This is a genomic window from Lysinibacillus agricola, assembly GCF_016638705.1.
In the GTDB taxonomy this organism is placed as follows: Bacteria; Bacillota; Bacilli; order Bacillales_A; family Planococcaceae; genus Lysinibacillus; species Lysinibacillus agricola.
In genome coordinates, this window is sequence record NZ_CP067341.1 from 3,884,504 (window position 1) to 3,902,083 (window position 17,580).

Annotated in this window: 19 protein-coding genes; 4 read left to right on the plus strand and 15 right to left on the minus strand. The window is 34.2% G+C overall.

From position 1 onward, the window contains the following. Positions 1 to 62 precede the first annotated feature (62 nt). The 6 genes from FJQ98_RS19380 to FJQ98_RS19405 form a co-directional block, all read right to left on the minus strand. Entirely contained in the window at positions 63 to 590 is a 528-nt protein-coding gene (locus tag FJQ98_RS19380; protein WP_053595250.1) for a hypothetical protein, read from the minus strand. 16 nt (positions 591 to 606) lie between these two features. Continuing rightward, positions 607 to 996: a hypothetical protein gene (locus FJQ98_RS19385; RefSeq protein ID WP_053595251.1), complete on the minus strand. Its 390-nt coding sequence runs from the start codon at positions 994 to 996 to the stop codon at positions 607 to 609. Between the two features lie 39 nt (positions 997 to 1,035). After that, the gene (locus FJQ98_RS19390) at positions 1,036 to 1,875 is read right to left on the minus strand and encodes a hypothetical protein (RefSeq protein ID WP_053595252.1); all 840 of its coding nucleotides are present in this window, start codon (positions 1,873 to 1,875) and stop codon (positions 1,036 to 1,038) included. 14 nt (positions 1,876 to 1,889) lie between these two features. Further along, entirely contained in the window at positions 1,890 to 2,288 is a 399-nt protein-coding gene (locus FJQ98_RS19395; protein WP_053595253.1) for a hypothetical protein, read from the minus strand. Positions 2,289 to 2,413: 125 nt separating this feature from the next. After that, positions 2,414 to 2,683, minus strand: coding sequence for a hypothetical protein (locus FJQ98_RS19400; protein WP_053595254.1), 270 nt, complete (start codon positions 2,681 to 2,683; stop codon positions 2,414 to 2,416). A 1-nt stretch (position 2,684) separates the two neighbouring features. Beyond that, entirely contained in the window at positions 2,685 to 2,891 is a 207-nt protein-coding gene (locus tag FJQ98_RS19405) for a helix-turn-helix domain-containing protein (RefSeq protein ID WP_053595255.1), read from the minus strand. Between the two features lie 221 nt (positions 2,892 to 3,112). Here FJQ98_RS19405 and FJQ98_RS19410 point away from each other — a divergent pair, with 221 nt between their 5' ends. Then, positions 3,113 to 3,799 carry a helix-turn-helix domain-containing protein gene (locus FJQ98_RS19410; RefSeq protein WP_053595256.1) on the plus strand — a complete coding sequence of 229 codons (687 nt, stop codon included), beginning with the start codon at positions 3,113 to 3,115 and terminating at the stop codon, positions 3,797 to 3,799. A gap of 73 nt (positions 3,800 to 3,872) precedes the next feature. Further along, the gene (locus tag FJQ98_RS19415) at positions 3,873 to 5,093 is read left to right on the plus strand and encodes a site-specific integrase (protein WP_484502695.1); all 1,221 of its coding nucleotides are present in this window, start codon (positions 3,873 to 3,875) and stop codon (positions 5,091 to 5,093) included. Between the two features lie 44 nt (positions 5,094 to 5,137). On the opposite strand, the gene deoC is transcribed toward FJQ98_RS19415, so the two are convergent. The 8 genes from deoC to FJQ98_RS19455 form a co-directional block, all read right to left on the minus strand. Further along, entirely contained in the window at positions 5,138 to 5,809 is a 672-nt protein-coding gene (gene deoC / locus FJQ98_RS19420; protein WP_053595258.1) for a deoxyribose-phosphate aldolase, read from the minus strand. 184 nt (positions 5,810 to 5,993) lie between these two features. After that, complete coding sequence (locus FJQ98_RS19425) at positions 5,994 to 7,187, minus strand: hypothetical protein (protein WP_053595259.1); 1,194 nt, start codon at positions 7,185 to 7,187, stop codon at positions 5,994 to 5,996. A gap of 29 nt (positions 7,188 to 7,216) precedes the next feature. Continuing rightward, the gene (locus FJQ98_RS19430) at positions 7,217 to 8,440 is read right to left on the minus strand and encodes a M20 family metallopeptidase (protein ID WP_053595260.1); all 1,224 of its coding nucleotides are present in this window, start codon (positions 8,438 to 8,440) and stop codon (positions 7,217 to 7,219) included. Between the two features lie 186 nt (positions 8,441 to 8,626). Then, positions 8,627 to 9,925 carry a helix-turn-helix domain-containing protein gene (locus FJQ98_RS19435; protein ID WP_053595261.1) on the minus strand — a complete coding sequence of 433 codons (1,299 nt, stop codon included), beginning with the start codon at positions 9,923 to 9,925 and terminating at the stop codon, positions 8,627 to 8,629. 174 nt (positions 9,926 to 10,099) lie between these two features. Next, on the minus strand, positions 10,100 to 11,449 hold the full coding sequence (mtaB, locus tag FJQ98_RS19440) for a tRNA (N(6)-L-threonylcarbamoyladenosine(37)-C(2))-methylthiotransferase MtaB (RefSeq protein WP_053595262.1): 1,350 nt from the start codon (positions 11,447 to 11,449) through the stop codon (positions 10,100 to 10,102). A 398-nt stretch (positions 11,450 to 11,847) separates the two neighbouring features. Beyond that, positions 11,848 to 12,351: a hypothetical protein gene (locus FJQ98_RS19445; RefSeq protein ID WP_053595263.1), complete on the minus strand. Its 504-nt coding sequence runs from the start codon at positions 12,349 to 12,351 to the stop codon at positions 11,848 to 11,850. A 687-nt stretch (positions 12,352 to 13,038) separates the two neighbouring features. Beyond that, positions 13,039 to 13,362 carry a histidine kinase gene (locus FJQ98_RS19450; RefSeq protein ID WP_053595264.1) on the minus strand — a complete coding sequence of 108 codons (324 nt, stop codon included), beginning with the start codon at positions 13,360 to 13,362 and terminating at the stop codon, positions 13,039 to 13,041. A 136-nt stretch (positions 13,363 to 13,498) separates the two neighbouring features. Beyond that, positions 13,499 to 14,596 (minus strand): C39 family peptidase, encoded by a 1,098-nt coding sequence (locus FJQ98_RS19455; RefSeq protein ID WP_053595265.1) that lies wholly within the window; start codon positions 14,594 to 14,596, stop codon positions 13,499 to 13,501. A gap of 416 nt (positions 14,597 to 15,012) precedes the next feature. Here FJQ98_RS19455 and FJQ98_RS19460 point away from each other — a divergent pair, with 416 nt between their 5' ends. Continuing rightward, positions 15,013 to 15,492: a hypothetical protein gene (locus FJQ98_RS19460; protein WP_053595266.1), complete on the plus strand. Its 480-nt coding sequence runs from the start codon at positions 15,013 to 15,015 to the stop codon at positions 15,490 to 15,492. Positions 15,493 to 16,228: 736 nt separating this feature from the next. Here the strand turns inward: FJQ98_RS19460 and FJQ98_RS19465 are convergent. After that, positions 16,229 to 17,014, minus strand: a complete 786-nt coding sequence (locus tag FJQ98_RS19465) for a CsxC family protein (RefSeq protein ID WP_198926891.1) — start codon at positions 17,012 to 17,014, stop codon at positions 16,229 to 16,231. A 386-nt stretch (positions 17,015 to 17,400) separates the two neighbouring features. Between FJQ98_RS19465 and FJQ98_RS19470 the strand changes: the two genes are divergently transcribed. After that, positions 17,401 to 17,550 (plus strand): hypothetical protein, encoded by a 150-nt coding sequence (locus FJQ98_RS19470; protein ID WP_158003039.1) that lies wholly within the window; start codon positions 17,401 to 17,403, stop codon positions 17,548 to 17,550. The last annotated feature ends 30 nt before the right edge of the window (positions 17,551 to 17,580 follow it).

The following is a 17,580-nucleotide window of genomic DNA, read 5'->3' on the forward strand; positions in this document are numbered from 1 at the left end:
TCAGCTGCGAATAAAAGCTTACTACATGTGGTGCAACGTACTTCATTCATAATTCAATTCCCTCACTTTTTAGGTATTGCCGTTTGTTCATCACGGCTGTACCTTACATTTATTGTTGTTAGATTTCTAATCACAGCATTCCTTAAAGTCTCATAGTCTACCTTCTGAGACTGCTCAAAATAGCGTATAAACAGTTCTTTATCTTCTACACTTAATAGTTCGCATATCTCTCTAAAACGTTTGTATTGAAGCCTAATACGTTCTAGCCGTTTCTTGTAAGATGCTTTCTCGTCAATAATCATAAATGCTAGAATATCCGACCTACTCGAAATAGATTGATCGCTATCATACATAGACACGCCATAACTAAATTCGTACAGCTGAGCAAAGTGTGCTGCTTGTCTTTTCTCCAAATAGTTTGCTAGTTTGTTTGCCTGAGCATCCATCCACAATGAATACATATACTTCCTTACTTTTTGTTCTAGTTCTGAAACAAAAGTATCTGAATCACTTTCAATTGCATAAGGTGTGTCAGCTGTAATAAGTGCTAATTGTTCACCGAAATCTTCTGAAATTGTGGTTTGGTTCATGCAGCACACCCTCCTTTCAACTAAACTCAACTGGATAGTTTGTGTGAATTAAATCTTCAATTTTCACACCTGTATCAAGATTTAAAAACAATGAAATCTTTATCAGAGCTGTATCTCTAATCTTTGTGTAAGTCACTGAACTTATTGGTGGATCAAACTTTAAATTGTAGACGTTATAATCTGTCAAGTATTCACTATTAGCTGACAAATACCTTGCTTCAATTAGAAAGCGTTCTGGTGTCGGTAATCTCTCAATAGCTCGTTCAATCATTTGGTGAAAGGCAACATTATCATTATCTGAATTCTCTACAGTAAATTTTGAAAGTCGATAACGTGCCAATTCTTTTACAACAGCTTTACGAATTTTTACTTTCTCTGCTCTTGTTAAGTGTTTTAATAGTTCCATTGATATCATCCTCGCTTCTTACTTTTGATAACTTATTTTTCAATCACTCCAATCAAAATTATCTGGATCATTTCCGTCTTGCATCCATCGTTGGAATGCTATTTCTTTATCTCTTGGATCATGTTTCTGTCTAAAATCATTATTATTTTTATCCTTTTTAAAGTTGCTTAATGGATCTGCTTCTTCAACAAATTTCCTAATATCTTTGTCTCTCATAAAGTCCGCTAATGAATATTTATGTGTAAACCAATATTCATCACTAGCAAATACGATTGCATAATTATCAATCGCTTTTTTTAATTCATCAAAACTATAATCTTTCAATCTTGCATTGATTGCTCTTTGCATAGGCTCTGATAGTTTTTGATGATTTACAATATTTTTAGAACAATAATGATCGAATAGATCATGAATATGTTTATTATCATTCTTTTCTTTCTTCTCTTTCTTATTATTGTTCCATCGTTGTTCCGTTACTGTACCATCACTGTTCCATTGCTGTTCCACTGAATCGTTTTTATAGTTGCCTAAACCTTGATACAATGCGTAGTTAACGACTGTGAACAGTGTTCCATATTCTGTTGATTTCGTTGTTATTCTACCTTCTTTTTCAAGTGATTTAATTTTCCTTTGAATGGTCGTTAGAGGATACTTTTTTTCTGCATTTCCTCTACCTTCTCTATAGGCCAAATCATCCTGAAGACTCCTTAAAGAACGTAGATATTGCCCTCTTTCTAAATGAATACCAGCATGCTTTATTCCGTTTTCAGAAAAGGTGGCTTTACCAAGAATGTAGAAAAACAATCTAAACTTAACTACATCAGTCCACACATCATTTTCAAATATCGTTCGACTGACTTGGAATGCTCCTTTATTCATCACCTCACCTGCTTTTAATGATCGTCTTTTAATTCAAGCTGCAAAAATGCTTGTGTAGCTTCTTCATGAGTTATGAACCCTTGTTTAAGGGCAAACATTACTTTATTTATTTTTAGGCTCTTTTCAGTTAAAACAGCTAGTTTGTTTCCTTGAGGATCTAGTTTCACCCTAACTTGAACCCCTTCATAAATTGATGAACCGTGATTCCATACCTGATTTGAATCGTCTTCAACAAGTGTTTCTAATATATCTTTAATAGTAATAACCTTGTATTGGTCATCCTCCTTTACTTCGATAAGATCACCTTCTACTAAATCCATGTACGAAAAACGGCCATGTACTTTGTGCACTAAGGAAACAATATCTACGCTAAAATGCACAGTTATATGACCAATTAAATATTCTTCATTCATCTATTTCACCACCTTGAGTTTTATTTGTGTCAACATTTCACCATGAATGGGCTGCAATCGTTTTTACCTTCTTTCAAAGCCACATCATTTGTTAATTTCTATGCATACGCCGCCAAGCTATTTATTTACCATTCTGATGTGATTTCAGTTATTACCTCGAAAGCCTGTTGCGCCAAATACCAACGTTTGCGATTCTTTTTACGCTCGATAGCTCTCATCCGTGGATCGTTTAGTATCTCATCCTCTAACCACCGCTTTGACATGTCCGTTAACTGTGCAAGCCGCTCCACCGATACGAGCCAAAGCTGCGCTTGAATAGACTCGTCGAGTTGTTTTTCGATATGTTGTTGAATCTGCTTTTTATCTAATTGAAGTTCAATTTTTGCTGGTAACATCTCAATTCACTCCTTTCGTAATGACAATCAAATCATTAGGCGTACATTCAAAATAATTACAAAGCAAAGTAATTGTTTTAATATCCATGCGAGTAGTTTTTTCATGATAGATACTAGCAATTGCATTTCTGGATATACCTATTGCTTCTGAAAGTTGTGTAATATTTATGTGTTTCTGAGCCATTAACAAACGCAAATTATTTTTCACCCATACCCCTCCTTTAAAAGATATAACGACAACTAAACTATACATTTTATTATCAATAAAGCAATATACTAACCAAAACGATAACTTTCCTTGTCGTTTTTACTTTTAACGAATTCTACCATAGTAATTTTAAATACACAAGTTTAATTCGCGATTAGTTAAGTTAACTTGTCATTATGCTTAATTATTGATATATTTTCATTATGGAAGGTGGTATTAAAATGATTAGAAATCGTTTAGCCGCATTAATGGCAGAAAGAGGACTAAAAATAACACGTGTAGCAAAAGATACAGGAATATCGAGGAACACCATTACTTCAATAGCTCAAAACGATAGTGAAATGATGCGAATGGAGACAATTAATACTTTGTGCAAGTATCTTGGTATTACACCATGTGAATTTTATGAGTATGAGCCTTTAGACATTGATTTTTTTGTTGAAATCAATTCCTGTATGTTTTCTTTACAAGAACGCTCGACAGATAGTTTTATTACAGAAAACCATTTAAGTATTACAACTGTTGATATAGATGTAATAATGGATGTAAAAAGGAATCAACACACTCAAAGTTTTGACCTACTTGGCAAAACTATTAATAATGTAGAACTTCTTTTAGACAATCCAGATATATTTGCTGCTAATATTCCTTTGACAATTGAATTTGATAATGAAAATGAAAAATATATATTTATTAACGAAATCTACAACAAAATTAGTGCATCTTTTCATCAAGACATCTACAAAAATCTTGAAAATAAATTAAATCATGAACTACAATCCTATTTAATAAAAAAAATTAACGAAGACACTCTTGATAACGACGACATATTCCAAAAGAATCTTGAAAAAGGAATCCAGCAAAGCATAAAAGTAAATCTTCAATCAGATGTATTTAAAAAATTTTAATAGATAGTTTTTATAACTTTTAAACTCACCTATTCCTGTACATACGCCGCCAAGCATGAAAGGAATGGACAAGGTGAAATTATATAAATCAACGAAAGAACCTGAAATTTATCACTATTTCAATGCAAACAAAGAGAAATTGTGGATGTATCGCCATAAGTATTATGATGCTACAGGAAAGCGGAAAGAGAAGAAGAAAAGTGGCTTTAAAACAGAAAAAGCAGCATTGAAAGCCCTTCTGGAAGTGAAGGCTGCAACGCTGCGCGGTGAAACTAAACATATTGAAAATGAAAACTTAACTATTAATAATTATGTAGATCTATGGTTTGAGAAGAATTGTAAAAAGAAAAAATGGAGCGATAATTCAGTTCTCATCCGTGAGAAAGCTATACGCCTTCATTTTAAGCCTCTGCTAGGACGCTATAAGCTCCAAAGCCTTGATGATGTTATCTATCAAGAAAACTTTATAGACGTGTTAGCGAAACAGTACAAGCCTAGTACAGTACATCAAGCTCATAATGTCTTTAAAACGATTATAAATGCGGCCATTAAAGAAAGAATATTGCTTCATAATCCACTTGTTGATATTGTGCTACCAGCTAATTCAAAGCGGGATGAGACGGGTAAGAAACAAGAAAATTACCTCACTCCGGTTGAACTAGTAACTTTTTTGAACGATGCTAAAAAAAATGAAAACATCACAAATTACACTTTTTTACTCACAATTGCATATACAGGAATGCGCTGCGGTGAAGCATGCGGATTACAGTGGAAAAATATTAATTTTAAAGAAAATACAATAACAATTGAACGTTCCAGGGATTATGGTGGTACCCATACGCCTAAAACACTAAACAGCTATAGAACCATTCTAGTGGAAGAAGCTGTTATGAAGCAATTAGAAACCTATAAAAAATGGTGTAAGCAAAAATTGTTGTCGTATGGACTAAAACTGATGGATGAAGATGAATACGAGAATGATGATACATTTGTTTTTATCTCACATTTGTCAGGGGAGCCTATAGCACCTAACAACACAGCCAAAATCATGTATAAGATTATTCAAAGAACCAGGCTTCCAAAAATAACTTTACATGGTTTAAGACACACGCATTGTACTATTTTATTGAATCGTGGGCTGAATGTGAAGGTCATAGCAGAACGTTTAGGAAACACTCCTAAAATGATTTACGAAATATATGGTCATGTTCTTAAGGAAATGGAAGAGGCATCAGTAGCAGCATTTAGTCAAAGTTTAAATGAAATTGGGGCTAAAAGTGGGGCTAGTTCATAACGAACAGCCCCGTAGTCCTTATTATATAAGGATTTTCATTACTATTAATAATTAGAATCTGCAATTAATCCGTTCATAATAGCTACACCAGAGCTTGCTCCAATACGAGTTGCTCCAGCGTCAATCATCTTTTGCATATCCTCTAAGCTTCGTACACCGCCAGAAGCTTTTACACCTAAATCTGGGCCTACTGTTTTACGCATTAAGGCAATATCTTCTGCTGTCGCGCCTCCAGTAGAAAAACCTGTTGATGTTTTCACATAGTCAGTACCTGCAGCCACAGCTAGTTCACATGCTTTTACTTTTTCTTCCTCAGTTAGAAGGCAAGATTCAATAATTACTTTTACAAGTGCGTTGCCTTTTGCCGCTTCAACAACTGCAGCAATATCTGCTTGCACTAGGTCATAGTTTTTATCCTTTAATGCACCGATATTGATAACCATGTCTACCTCTTTTGCACCGTTAGCAATCGCATCTTTCGCTTCGAACGCTTTAACAGCTGGCGTATTAGCACCTAAAGGGAAGCCAATTACAGTACAAACTAAAACATCTGAGCCTTGTAAAAGCTCGCTGCTATATTTCACCCAAGTTGGATTTACACAAACAGAAGCAAAGTTAAATTGTTTTGCTTCTGCACACAATTTTTCGATTTGCTCTTTTGTAGCTTCAGCCTTTAATAATGTGTGATCAATCATACGTGCGAAATTTTGTTCCATTTTATCAGACGCTCCTTCTATCAACAAGTTGTACGTACCTCTCTGGCATCATAACATTTTTTAACGTTTCCGTCTAATTTTGAATGAAATTAGATGAATTCAAATTATTGTAGAAACTAATCCATTATGCCTCGGCAAAATTTACATCTGGAATCGGTTGTTGAAAGAAGTTAAAACAATGCAACTATAATGTTTTGATTAAAATACTAGCAATAACGACTGATCCAACTGTTACAGTTGTAAATCCACCTATTAACATTGGCGTTAATATTTCATTTAATATTTTTTCTTCTTCCTCTTTATTTCTACCTACACTTCGACTAATTTCCTCACAAACAAGATAATCACCCGGGAACCCTACTGTGGCCGTTAGTGCTACTGGAAGACCTTTTAAAGGATCCCATTTAAATAATTTTGAGCCGAAAAATCCTCCAATTGAAATACCGATAATTCCAACAATCATAATTAGAAAAGTTTCAGGGAGACGACTAATAAACATACTGAATGTAATGTCATTCATTGTGGCAAGAATTAAAAATACAAGTCCAGCCATCCCGACTGTAAAAGCATTAGCACGCTCCATGGCACGGTCTGGATACAAACCAATTAATCTCCCACCGATGCCAATTGCCAAAGCCCACAAACTATATGGTATGCCAGTTACTCGATCTAAAGCTATAGCAATAGCACCACCTATAAATAGTAAGAAAAGAAGAATCAAATTTGTTTGATATTTCTCCGGCATCCACGTGCTACTTCGTACCTCTACTTTTTCCTCATCGATAACATCTTCTACCCTCACATCCACTGTGGAAGCTACATATGTTTCGGAATCTATTGTATTCCGAAACTTTAATGCATATCGACGTAACAAATTTGCAGAGAGTGGCATACCGAATAATGACTGTAATGAAAGTATTAAAGCTGGAATTGTCACAAGACTTACCAAGCCCATTTCTTTTAGCCCTTCCGAGGTCACAAGAAAAGCAATTATTCCACCAGTTAGTGGCCCTGTTCCCGCAACAGCGGTTTCATAGTCAAAGATCATCGGAATCAAAAGAAGGATTAGACCAGCACCAACAACAATGCCCATTAAAGAAATGACTACTGCCTTCCATTGACTACGGATAGTATGAATAGGAATTAGTGTCCCCATATGAATAATGATCGGAGCTGTTCCCAATACAGCACCAATTTCAATAAATTTAGAATCACTGATAAGACTCTTCGGTATAATTCCCGTCCAAATTAACACAAGATAACCAATAATAGCGACTAGAAACATAGAAACTCTGGCTCTTGTCAAAATAGAAATAATTTCCCCCAATGCGATTAGCGAGAAGATTATCATAGTTGCTATAACAGGTTCATGAATCATTCCTTTATCCCCCTTTGTTTATCTATTTATCAATGAAAGTAGATTGGATTTTTATTCAGCTTTTTTGAACTCTCTATCCCTAATAATTTAAAAGATGATTGAACAAACAGTTCCACACCAATTTCTAATGCATCTTCATCAAATGTAAAGCGTGGATGATGGTGCGGATAAATAATCCCCTTATTTTGATTTCCAGCACCAACAAAGATGAAGCAACTTGATCGTTCATCTGAGAATGCAGAAAAATCTTCACCGCTCATCAATGCAGGTAGTCTTAGTAAATGATTCTTTCCCCATATCTCAACTATCGTTTCTTCAATCAACTCTCTTACCCTATCGTTATTAATTACTGAACTGTAGCCAAAATGATAATCTACCTCAAATGACGCATTATGTGCCTCTGTAACTCCCTTAACGACATTTTTAATTAAAGATGGAACCTGTTGACGAATGTCAGGATTAAGGCTTCGCACCGATCCGCCAATAATAGCAGTATCAGGAATGACATTGTAAGCACTTCCGCTATGAAACTTCGTTATAGATACAACTAATTTCTCAAGTGGATTAAGGTTTCTTGAGACAATATGCTGAAGATTGTTAATTACTTGTGCCCCAATTGCAATTGGATCAACCGTTAAATGAGGTTCTGAAGAATGCCCCCCTCTTCCTTTAATTTTCAAATCAAAGGTATCGCTTCCTGATGTAGCTGGCCCATCACAAATCCCAATTTTACCAATCTCAACAGTGGACACAAGATGGATTCCGATTACTTCATCCACCCCCTCTAATACACCTGCTTTTACCATTTCTTGTGCACCGCCTGGGAATAACTCTTCAGCATGTTGAAATAAAAAGCGTATCTCCCCCTCGATTAGATTCTTTAACTGTGTAAGAATCTTTGCTGCTCCGAGTAGCATCGCTGTATGCCCGTCATGTCCACAAGCATGCATCACGCCTGGATGCGTTGATACAAAGTCAAAGTCATTTTCTTCTTCAATTGGAAGCGCATCCATATCTGCCCGTAGTGCAATAACTTTTCCTGGTTTTGAACCAATTAAACGGGCCATAACACTTGTTTTTGTTGGACGTGAAATTTCTAAATCTCCAAAAGTCCGTAATGTTTCATAAACAAATTGTGCTGTTTTATCTTCTTGAAAAGATAACTCCGGATATTTATGTAAATACCTTCGCCATTCAATCACCTCATCTTTAGCAATCCCAACTAATTCTTGAATCAACATCATTAAAGACATACTTCTCAACCTCTTTTCAATTTCTTATTTAAGGACTATTTAAAGAAAAAATTCCTTAAATGAAGTATAAGAGCTCGAGTGTTTAATTACAACATTTTTTTGAAAATTCTAAATAAAAATATTGGATTTTTTCAGTTTAAATTAAATTAACGAACAAAATAAAAAAGCACCAAAAATAATAGGTGCTTATAACAATCTATAAATTTTACTTGGTCTTCCACGAGTGGCATAAGTCTCTTGACCAACGCATTGTGCCAAATCAACTTTGCACATATCGGTAACAATACGTCTAACATTACGCTCCGTCATCTCAAGGTGTGTCGCTAAGTCCTTTGTTGTAAAATCCGCCCATCCCATCTTTTGTATGAGGGCTACTATTTTTTTATATGTTTTCACACTAATGTTACCATTTTTTAACTTTCCAACAAGAATTTCATTTTGTGTACGGCTTGAATAATGTAGTTCCCCTTGCTTTCCTGGAGACTCTACGATTAGTCCATCCTCTTGTACAATGACAATTTCACGTTTTTTCATTGCTTTTGAATGCTGAATAGCACGAAAAGCATTAATTTCTGCCGAATAAGCCGTTTCTCCAAATCCAATACCGACTGCAACTGTAGTATCTGCTTCAAACGCTAATTTTTGAACAGTCTCTTCAAGTGTCATGATTTCCCGCTCAATAGCACCACGTGAACTAAAAATCATATATCTCCCGTTTCCTTTATCAGAAAAAGAGCCATTTATTTTCTCACCAAGTTGAATTAACATTTCTTTTAGTCGAAGTTCTAAATACTGTAAATTATAAGGTGTTTTCATTTCCTCCGCCACTTTGTTAAAATATTCAACTTCAATGATTTCAACTCCTATTTGAGTATCTTTAAAATAAGAGGTCTTGACTTTTTCTGAAAGAACCCGAAGTGATTGTCGTATTTCCATCGTACTCATTGACATTTTGTATGCTGGAATTCCCTGTTCTCTTAGTGCTTCACACACAGATGGAAAACAAGTGAGAGCGCCGTCTGTCTTTTCCTCATTCCATAGGTTCAAGTGAAAATTTAACAACTCATTTGTATCTACATCTAAGTCAAACATTTTCGTATAAATCTTCGGGATATTCATCGTTAATTGTGACATTGCTTCTTTACTAATATTATTTGCTGTCATAGTATCAATACTTAACTTCTCAATGATTTGACCCTGATCATAGACCATCTCTAAGAATGCTTTATAAAGACCTGATTCTGTGGCAGGAACATACACCATTATTTTATCTGTTCCTAATTTTCTTTTGGCAATTTCATATGGAATGGGACCAGAAAAAAACCAAGCATGCATATGAAAATTGTGTTCCTCAATAATTTTCTCTACTTCTTTTATTTCTACATACGGAAGGGATATAAATTCTAACTCATGTTTATATTCATCTGCTAAGGCTACTATTTGTTCGATAGAAGTTTTTAATCCAACTAATCCAATTTTATACATGCTGTTACCAACTTCCTTTATGAGCTGACATAAGTTCAAGTCATTTAATTACACTTATATAGTATTTTAGCATGTTATTTGTAGGAAAAATAAGTGATATATTTAATCAAAAATAGAGCAAAGCAAAACACCGTCCAAAGTTTGAACGGTGTTTCTCTACATAGTTACCCTATTTTATTTTACAGTTTCTAATACACGAACAAATTGCCCTTTAGAATGAGGATATCCAGCTTGCGTAATTTTCACCTTCACAAGCTGACCGATAAGGCTTTCAGGACCTTCAAAGACTACTTTTAAGTAATTATCTGTATAACCCGTTAAAAGCCCTGCCTCATCGCTTCCATCATGCACGAATTCTTCAGGAATTACCTCTAGCACTTGATTTTCAAAGCGAGAAGCATATTCCTTTGCTAATTGATCATTTAAAGCGATTAAACGGTGAACACGTTCGTTTTTAATGTTCTCGTCAATTTGGTCCTCCATACGCGCGGCTGGTGTACCTGTACGTGGAGAGAATGGGAATACGTGTAATTCAGAAAACTTATGATCACGAATAAAGTTATATGTTTCCATGAACTCTTCCTCAGTTTCTCCTGGGAAACCTACGATTACGTCAGAAGTGACAGCCAAGTCTGGTAAAGCTTCATGTAGTTTTGTTAAGCGTTCACCGAAGAACTCCATTGTATACTTACGACGCATACGTTTTAAAACTGTATCAGAGCCCGATTGGATTGGAATGTGTAAGTGGTTAACAACGATTTTTGATTCACGTAAAACTTCAATCACTTCATCTGTTAATTGACTTGCCTCAATTGAAGAAATACGAAGACGTTTTAAGCCTTTCACATTTGCCTCTAAATCACGTAGTAGCTGGGCTAAATTGTAATCTTTTAAGTCTTGTCCATAGCCACCTGTGTGAATACCAGTTAGAACAATTTCAAGATACCCGGCATCCACTAATTGTTGGGCTTGGTTCAATACTTCTTGAGGATCTCGAGAGCGCATTAACCCACGTGCCCACGGAATTATACAAAACGTACAGAAGTTATTACAACCTTCTTGTATTTTTAAAGATGCGCGTGTACGGTCTGTAAATGCAGGCACGTCTAATTCCTCATACACACGATTTTTCATAATGTTGCGTACAGCATTAATTGGTTGGCGTTCAGTAAGATATTGGTCTATGTAGCCAAGTAATTTTGTACGATCCTGTGTTCCAACAACAATGTCAACACCAGGAATCGCCATAATTTCTGCAGGAGAGGTTTGAGCGTAACATCCTGTAACACAAATAACAGCGTCTGGGTTTTGACGAATAGCTCGACGGATAACTTGACGTGATTTTTTATCCCCTGTATTTGTTACTGTACATGTATTAATGACATAGACGTCTGCTTGACGATCAAACTCCGTACGTTCATAGCCTTCTTCTTTAAATAACTGCCAAATTGCTTCTGTTTCATAATGATTTACTTTACAACCTAGAGTATGGAAACTCACGATTTTCGGTCGCTCGTTACTCATAATATATATCATCCTTTCAAGAGTACACTACAATAAATTAAATTATCAACGTGTCTTATAATAGCACAAATAAATGTAATGAGCCTAGTTTTTTAGCTAGGCTCATTTTACTGCGTATCTGATTAACAGCAACTAATCATAGTTGTTTGTTTTTCCTACTTTCCTAAATCATCAAAATACCCATTAAAGTTGTCGTATCAACTTAACATAAAGACAAACTTATAAAAGAACCAATGATTATAGATGCATTTCTTCTATTATATACAACAATTAAGACCACCCATCACGGAGTGATCTTTATCGTTAATTACAAAATTATTCCTATATAGGCTCTGTCAACAACATTTACTTTATTTTTTTATCCTCAGCATTATCTAATAACCTAATAACCTAATAACCTAATAACCTAATAACCTAATAACCATAGATTGTGCACTTTCTGCTTGTTCTATTGCCTTATTTGTTAGTTCCGATGATTCTTCCATTCCTTTTATCATTCTTTCAAAGGTCTCATATTGTAGCTTTTTATGATTGAGACTTAGATTTATAATAGTCAATCCTATAGCAATAATTGAAATAGCAGTTGCCAGTATATCAGAATTTATAAATTTAATGTTTAAAAAAGGGAACGTTAAAAGTGATAATATAGAAAAGGCTAGACTAATTCTTTTGAGGACTTTAAATATTTTTCCAAATGAATATACATCCAATAAATATTGAATAATATCAGAAAGTACAAAAAATATCCCCGACAATGAAATTGCAAGAACAAACATTGAATTTGTAGTAATTAAATCAAACATGCTTGATATTCCAATAATTATAAATGTTATACAAATCATAATAACTAGGAAATTTAACTCTGTTAATCTTTCAAAGGTATTTTCTGGTGTTTTGCGCATATTTAACCTCCAAAATAGTAATTTCATTTTAATTATGTATCTAAAAATAGCTTTAAGTCCTTTTATAAATTTTAGCATTTTTGTTGTCGAACTCATACATTCTAATATCCAATATATTTTTCAATCTCAATATATCTACCATTCCAGCCAATTCTCAATGTTTGACCTGCTATTTATTTGTGTACAATTATCACGTTCTTCTAACCAGTTATAAAACGGTATAGGACGTTCTCTATTCACTGTTTCTTCTACATATGATGGTTTATTCGATTGATTACTTAAACGCTCTACAGCCTTTCTATATGCTCCTACAAATACGGCTCTTAATGTACTAGCAATTGTTATGTACCGTTCGCAATATCACGGATAATGTTAGCTAAAATGTCTTTAGCGTTCACAAAATCACGAGTTTTGGAACAAATAATAATATGTTATTTCTTCAATTGAAATTTCAAATGGTCGAGCAATCATCCAATCTCTCACTTTTTTCATATCAGCATTCATATCTATCACCCCTACTTTGTTCCTGAATAATATTTATCTCTCCCGTTGTATAATCCCCATATTTAAACATAATAAAAAAGCACTCTCTCAAGAATGCTTTTATAAGCCAGAATATATTGTTGTATTGTAAAACTTTATATCTTTCTCAAAATATTGCTGATACCTGTTGAAATTAAACTTTCTTTAATCAGCTTGATTCTTACGATGAACCTCAGTAAGATCTTTTATATAAATTAATGAATAGTCATCTCTAATATCCACTTCAAAAAAGTAATGATTTTTAGTTACTATATCTTTAACTTCTATTTCAAACAACCCCATCCCTCTTCGGTAATTGTTTTCTTCAGATTTTAAATCTTCTCTACCAATGCCATAGTTAGTTTCAATATAGTTTTCCACATAGTTGTATACGATAGCGTTTCGAGATTTAGAATTAAAATAATTGTAATTAACAAAAATAACTACTATACAAAATAATAGATTAAAGATAATTATTTTTTTTTTCATTTCCCTCTCCTTCCGCCATATAAAGTATCAAGACTATATTTATTAATAATTACAATTTTTTAAACTATAAAAATTCGATTTTAGTGTCTTTACCTACCGATTTAACAATTAATAAAGAAATTTCATAATAATACAATTAATTATTAATTGAAAAACTCACCATTGATATAATTGCAGAGTTAACGTTATAGTTTATATCACGTATAGTACTATTAGTACCTAACGTTTGAACTCTTAACAGTGTACCTGTGGAAGCGTAGATATATCCAAGTCCAGGTGTCCAGTGATAATCATATGCATAATCTGCATTAGGTTCAAAAAGAGTAAAGTATTTATCAAACTTTATTGCAAGCGGTCTATTATTATCTATTTCAGTCTTATATGAGTAAAAATTATTAAAACTACTTGTTGTAGCTGAATATCCTCTTGCAATCGCTTCATTTTCTAGACCTGAACGCACGCCATTTACACTCATACCATAGGAAGTGCCACCGCGATTAGCATACATGCTATTAATAAATGCTCCTTTAGTTGAATAACCACTGTTAAAAACTTGTAATTTTGATTTAAGTTTCTTATCATGCCAGTATTGTAAAATTACTGCTATAGTAGTTGGACCACATGCAGAATTTCGGTAACTTGATTTAACATCTTTATCATATTGAGAAAATGTAGGAGATGACAATAATGCCGAACCGTATCCATCACCCGCAGCTTTACTATTCATCAATTGAATGTTTAAATCTTCTTTAATCTCATATGTCGAGAGATTTTCATCTTTCGATTTAATATAATCTATAATTTGATTTGTATCATCAGCACTAACTATACTATAACCACCAAGATAGTAGTAATTTTCATCCCCTAATTCAAAGACATCTGGAATACCTTCTCCACCTAAAAGAACGGTTGAATTTTCTTGATTATTGGAAATAACGGCAAAATATTCTTGACCACTTAAATCTTCTATAACATAATATTTCGCAATGTTTATTCCATTAATATCAAAAACTTCTCTTTCCGAAGTAATATTGAAGTCTGAAGCCTCTATAAAATATCCATTTTTCATATAATCATTCAATACAATATTCGATTCCGACGAAACTACTGACTGATTTTGTTCTTCAACATTGGTATTCTCATTTTCTTCAGCATTTGCAGTAGATACTGTTAAAATTGAAAATAATAGTACAACAAAAAATATTCCCATATACCTCTTCGAATTATGAAACATTTTGAACCCTCCACCTTATAGATTTTTTTAAACCTTAACTAAAATCGAATTTAATAGTTATAACCTTAATATTACCTATTTTACAATTAAAAGTAAATAAAACGTTTATTGTATTTATGTTCTCTTCTTTCTTCAATCACAATCTCCATTCCAACTAAAATAGACTTAAATTTACTCATATTTTAGGCGTTATTTTGCACAATCAAATTTAAAATACAACTCATAGCTTGGAGTGCTTGTATTATTAGAAAAGGCTTACTTGGAGTGCAAAATAACGCTTCAAACAGATGCAATTTATCGATTAAAGTGACAGGCTAAAGATATTGAGAAAACAGATAACTAACACAGTTGTCTGTTTTTTATTATGTACTTTTAAACTTGTAAACATTTAGTATAAATGTAAAGGAGTGATACATATGGAGTATAAGGTGAAAAAAGGATGTGGAATAGGTTGCTTTGGCTTAATAACATTAATAGTTATCGTTTTAATAATCGCTGCATCAATAGACACAAATAACAAAGGTGATAAAAAAGGAGCTGCAAAAAAATCATTAGACACTTCACTACCTATTGAGGAACGTATCGAAAATGCAGTATTAAGTGTTTTAGGCGAAAAGAACAATATGAGTAAATCAAGAGCTGTAAATGTAACCTCAAACGACAATAATGTAACGATTAGCTTCATTGCAGACGAATCAAGTAATAATTCTTCTTCTTTAGAATCAGATATTATAGATGTATTAGAAAGCATAAAAGGAATTGAAAATCTAAATACCGTTTCAATTAATGCACAAGCTATGTTCATTGACAAATATGGCAATACCTCAGCCGATAATGCTTTGACAGTCAGTATAGATATAACGAAAAAATCACTTAAAACCTCATATTTTAAGTGATTTTTCCAAGTAGTTGAACCCTTGATATTACTGTATTCCTACGCAATCATATCTATATATACTACCCCACAACCTAGAGTATGAAAACTCACGATTTTTGGTCGCTCGTTACTCATAATATATATCATCCTTTCAAGAGTACACTACAATAAATTAAATTATCAACGTGTCTTATAATAGCACAAATAAAGATAATGAGCCTAGCTTTTTGGCTAGGCTTATTTTTTTGCATAATAAAACAGGCACCATAATATTGAGTACCTGCTTGTTAATAAGTTGTTCCACCAAAACCAAAAATTCCCATTTTATCATTTTTTCTCCATTCACAGCAATTATACCTCGGTATAATTGCGTCTGGAATCGGCTTTGTGCTTAGGCCTGCAGATGTTTTTTGTGGGAAAGCGCAGTGCTAACGTAGCGGCACGTTACATAAAACACTTGTAGCTGGCGCTTCGCTTTCGCTACCAAAACACTTGCTGAAGGAAGTTAAATCCTTTGGGATATTAAAATATGTAGAGTCAATTCCCCCCTAGCTCCTCCCAATACCCCTTGTAAGAAATCTATTCCGTTAGTTATTATATTGCAAAAAGGCAGTTAAAAATTAGATTCAACTGCCTACTCAAATGTAGGATTTTTATCAGTGCCCATTAAATATTACATGTGTATTTTCATTTTACATTTTTTTTGCAAAAATGCCTTTTTATTTGTTTTACTCCTCTAAAAACTAGAGTTATTATTAACTCATAGGAGGAGTAAGCCCTAAAAGATTAGGAGTTATTACATTAGTGCCTGCTCCAAGGCGGACTTGTTGAACTTGTAATACTTTTACTGTAAGCTCAAGAACAATTTTTTCACGCAATGTGCTGAAAGTACCTTCTGGCGCTGCCATAATTGGTGAAAAATCAAGTTCAAAGAAGTTTGCAGCTACTAATTCGCCAAATGGTTGTTCATTGTATTTAACGAGATTTTGGAAGAAAGCCTTATCCAATCGAGCATCCATTTGCGTTTTTTCATTAAGGAAGTTCGCTTCAGCAAACTCGGAAATTCCTAAAATCGGAGTAGGACCTCCAGGTGTTTGTGGGAAAGTAAGGTCTGTAAAACCTGAAAACTGAACATCAGCAATTCTATCTCTAAGTGCCCCATTACATGCTGATGAAGCATATTCTATATTTTTGCGAATATGTCCCGCTACAAATAATTTTGCTCTTGTTACCTTAAAAAAGTCAGTGCCATCAATACGTGTAAAAGCAACCGGTACCAGTTTCACTTGATTTAGGAATACATTTTTTTTCACTCTTTTGATTTCAGTTGCTGCAGGAGTAAGAGTAATATCTGACTCCACAACTATTTGAAGTGTTGGTTCTGCAAGTACAACTGGAACTTTAATAGTTGGAGCCGTTACCGGTGTAGCGACTACTGGAGTAATCTCACTAGTTAATGGCATTTGTTCAGTTGATGCTACTGGACAAGGTTCCTTATGACTGACCTTATTATCTAATTGATTATCTAATTGTTCACTCAAAAAAATCCCTCTTTTCATTTTTTTTATGAGAACTCTCATATCGCTAGAATATGTAGCTATTTAACCTATACATGGACGTATATACTAGTTTTTATGTTTTTTTGTGCGAAAGCGTAGTGCTAACACAGCGGCAGCAACAGATGTTTTTTTTGCGCGAAAGCGAAGCGTCAGCGGCAGATGTTTTTTGTGCGAAAGCGCAGTGCTAACGTAGCGACAGCAACATGGTGTTTTTTTGCGCGAAAGCGAAGCGTCAGCGCAGATGTTTTTTGTGCGAAAGCGCAGTGCTAACGTAGCGACAGCAACATGGTGTTTTTTTGCGCGAAAGCGAAGCGTCAGCGGCAGATGTTTTTTGTGCGAAAGCGCAGTGCTAACGTAGCGACAGCAACATGGTGTTTTTTTGCGCGAAAGCGAAGCGTCAGCGGCAGATGTTTTTTGTGCGAAAGCGCAGTGCTAACGTAGCGACAGTAACAGATGTTTTTTTGCGCGAAAGCGAAGCGTCAGCGGCAGATATTTTTTGTGCGAAAGCGCAGTGCTAACGTAGCGACAGCAACATGATGTTGGTCACT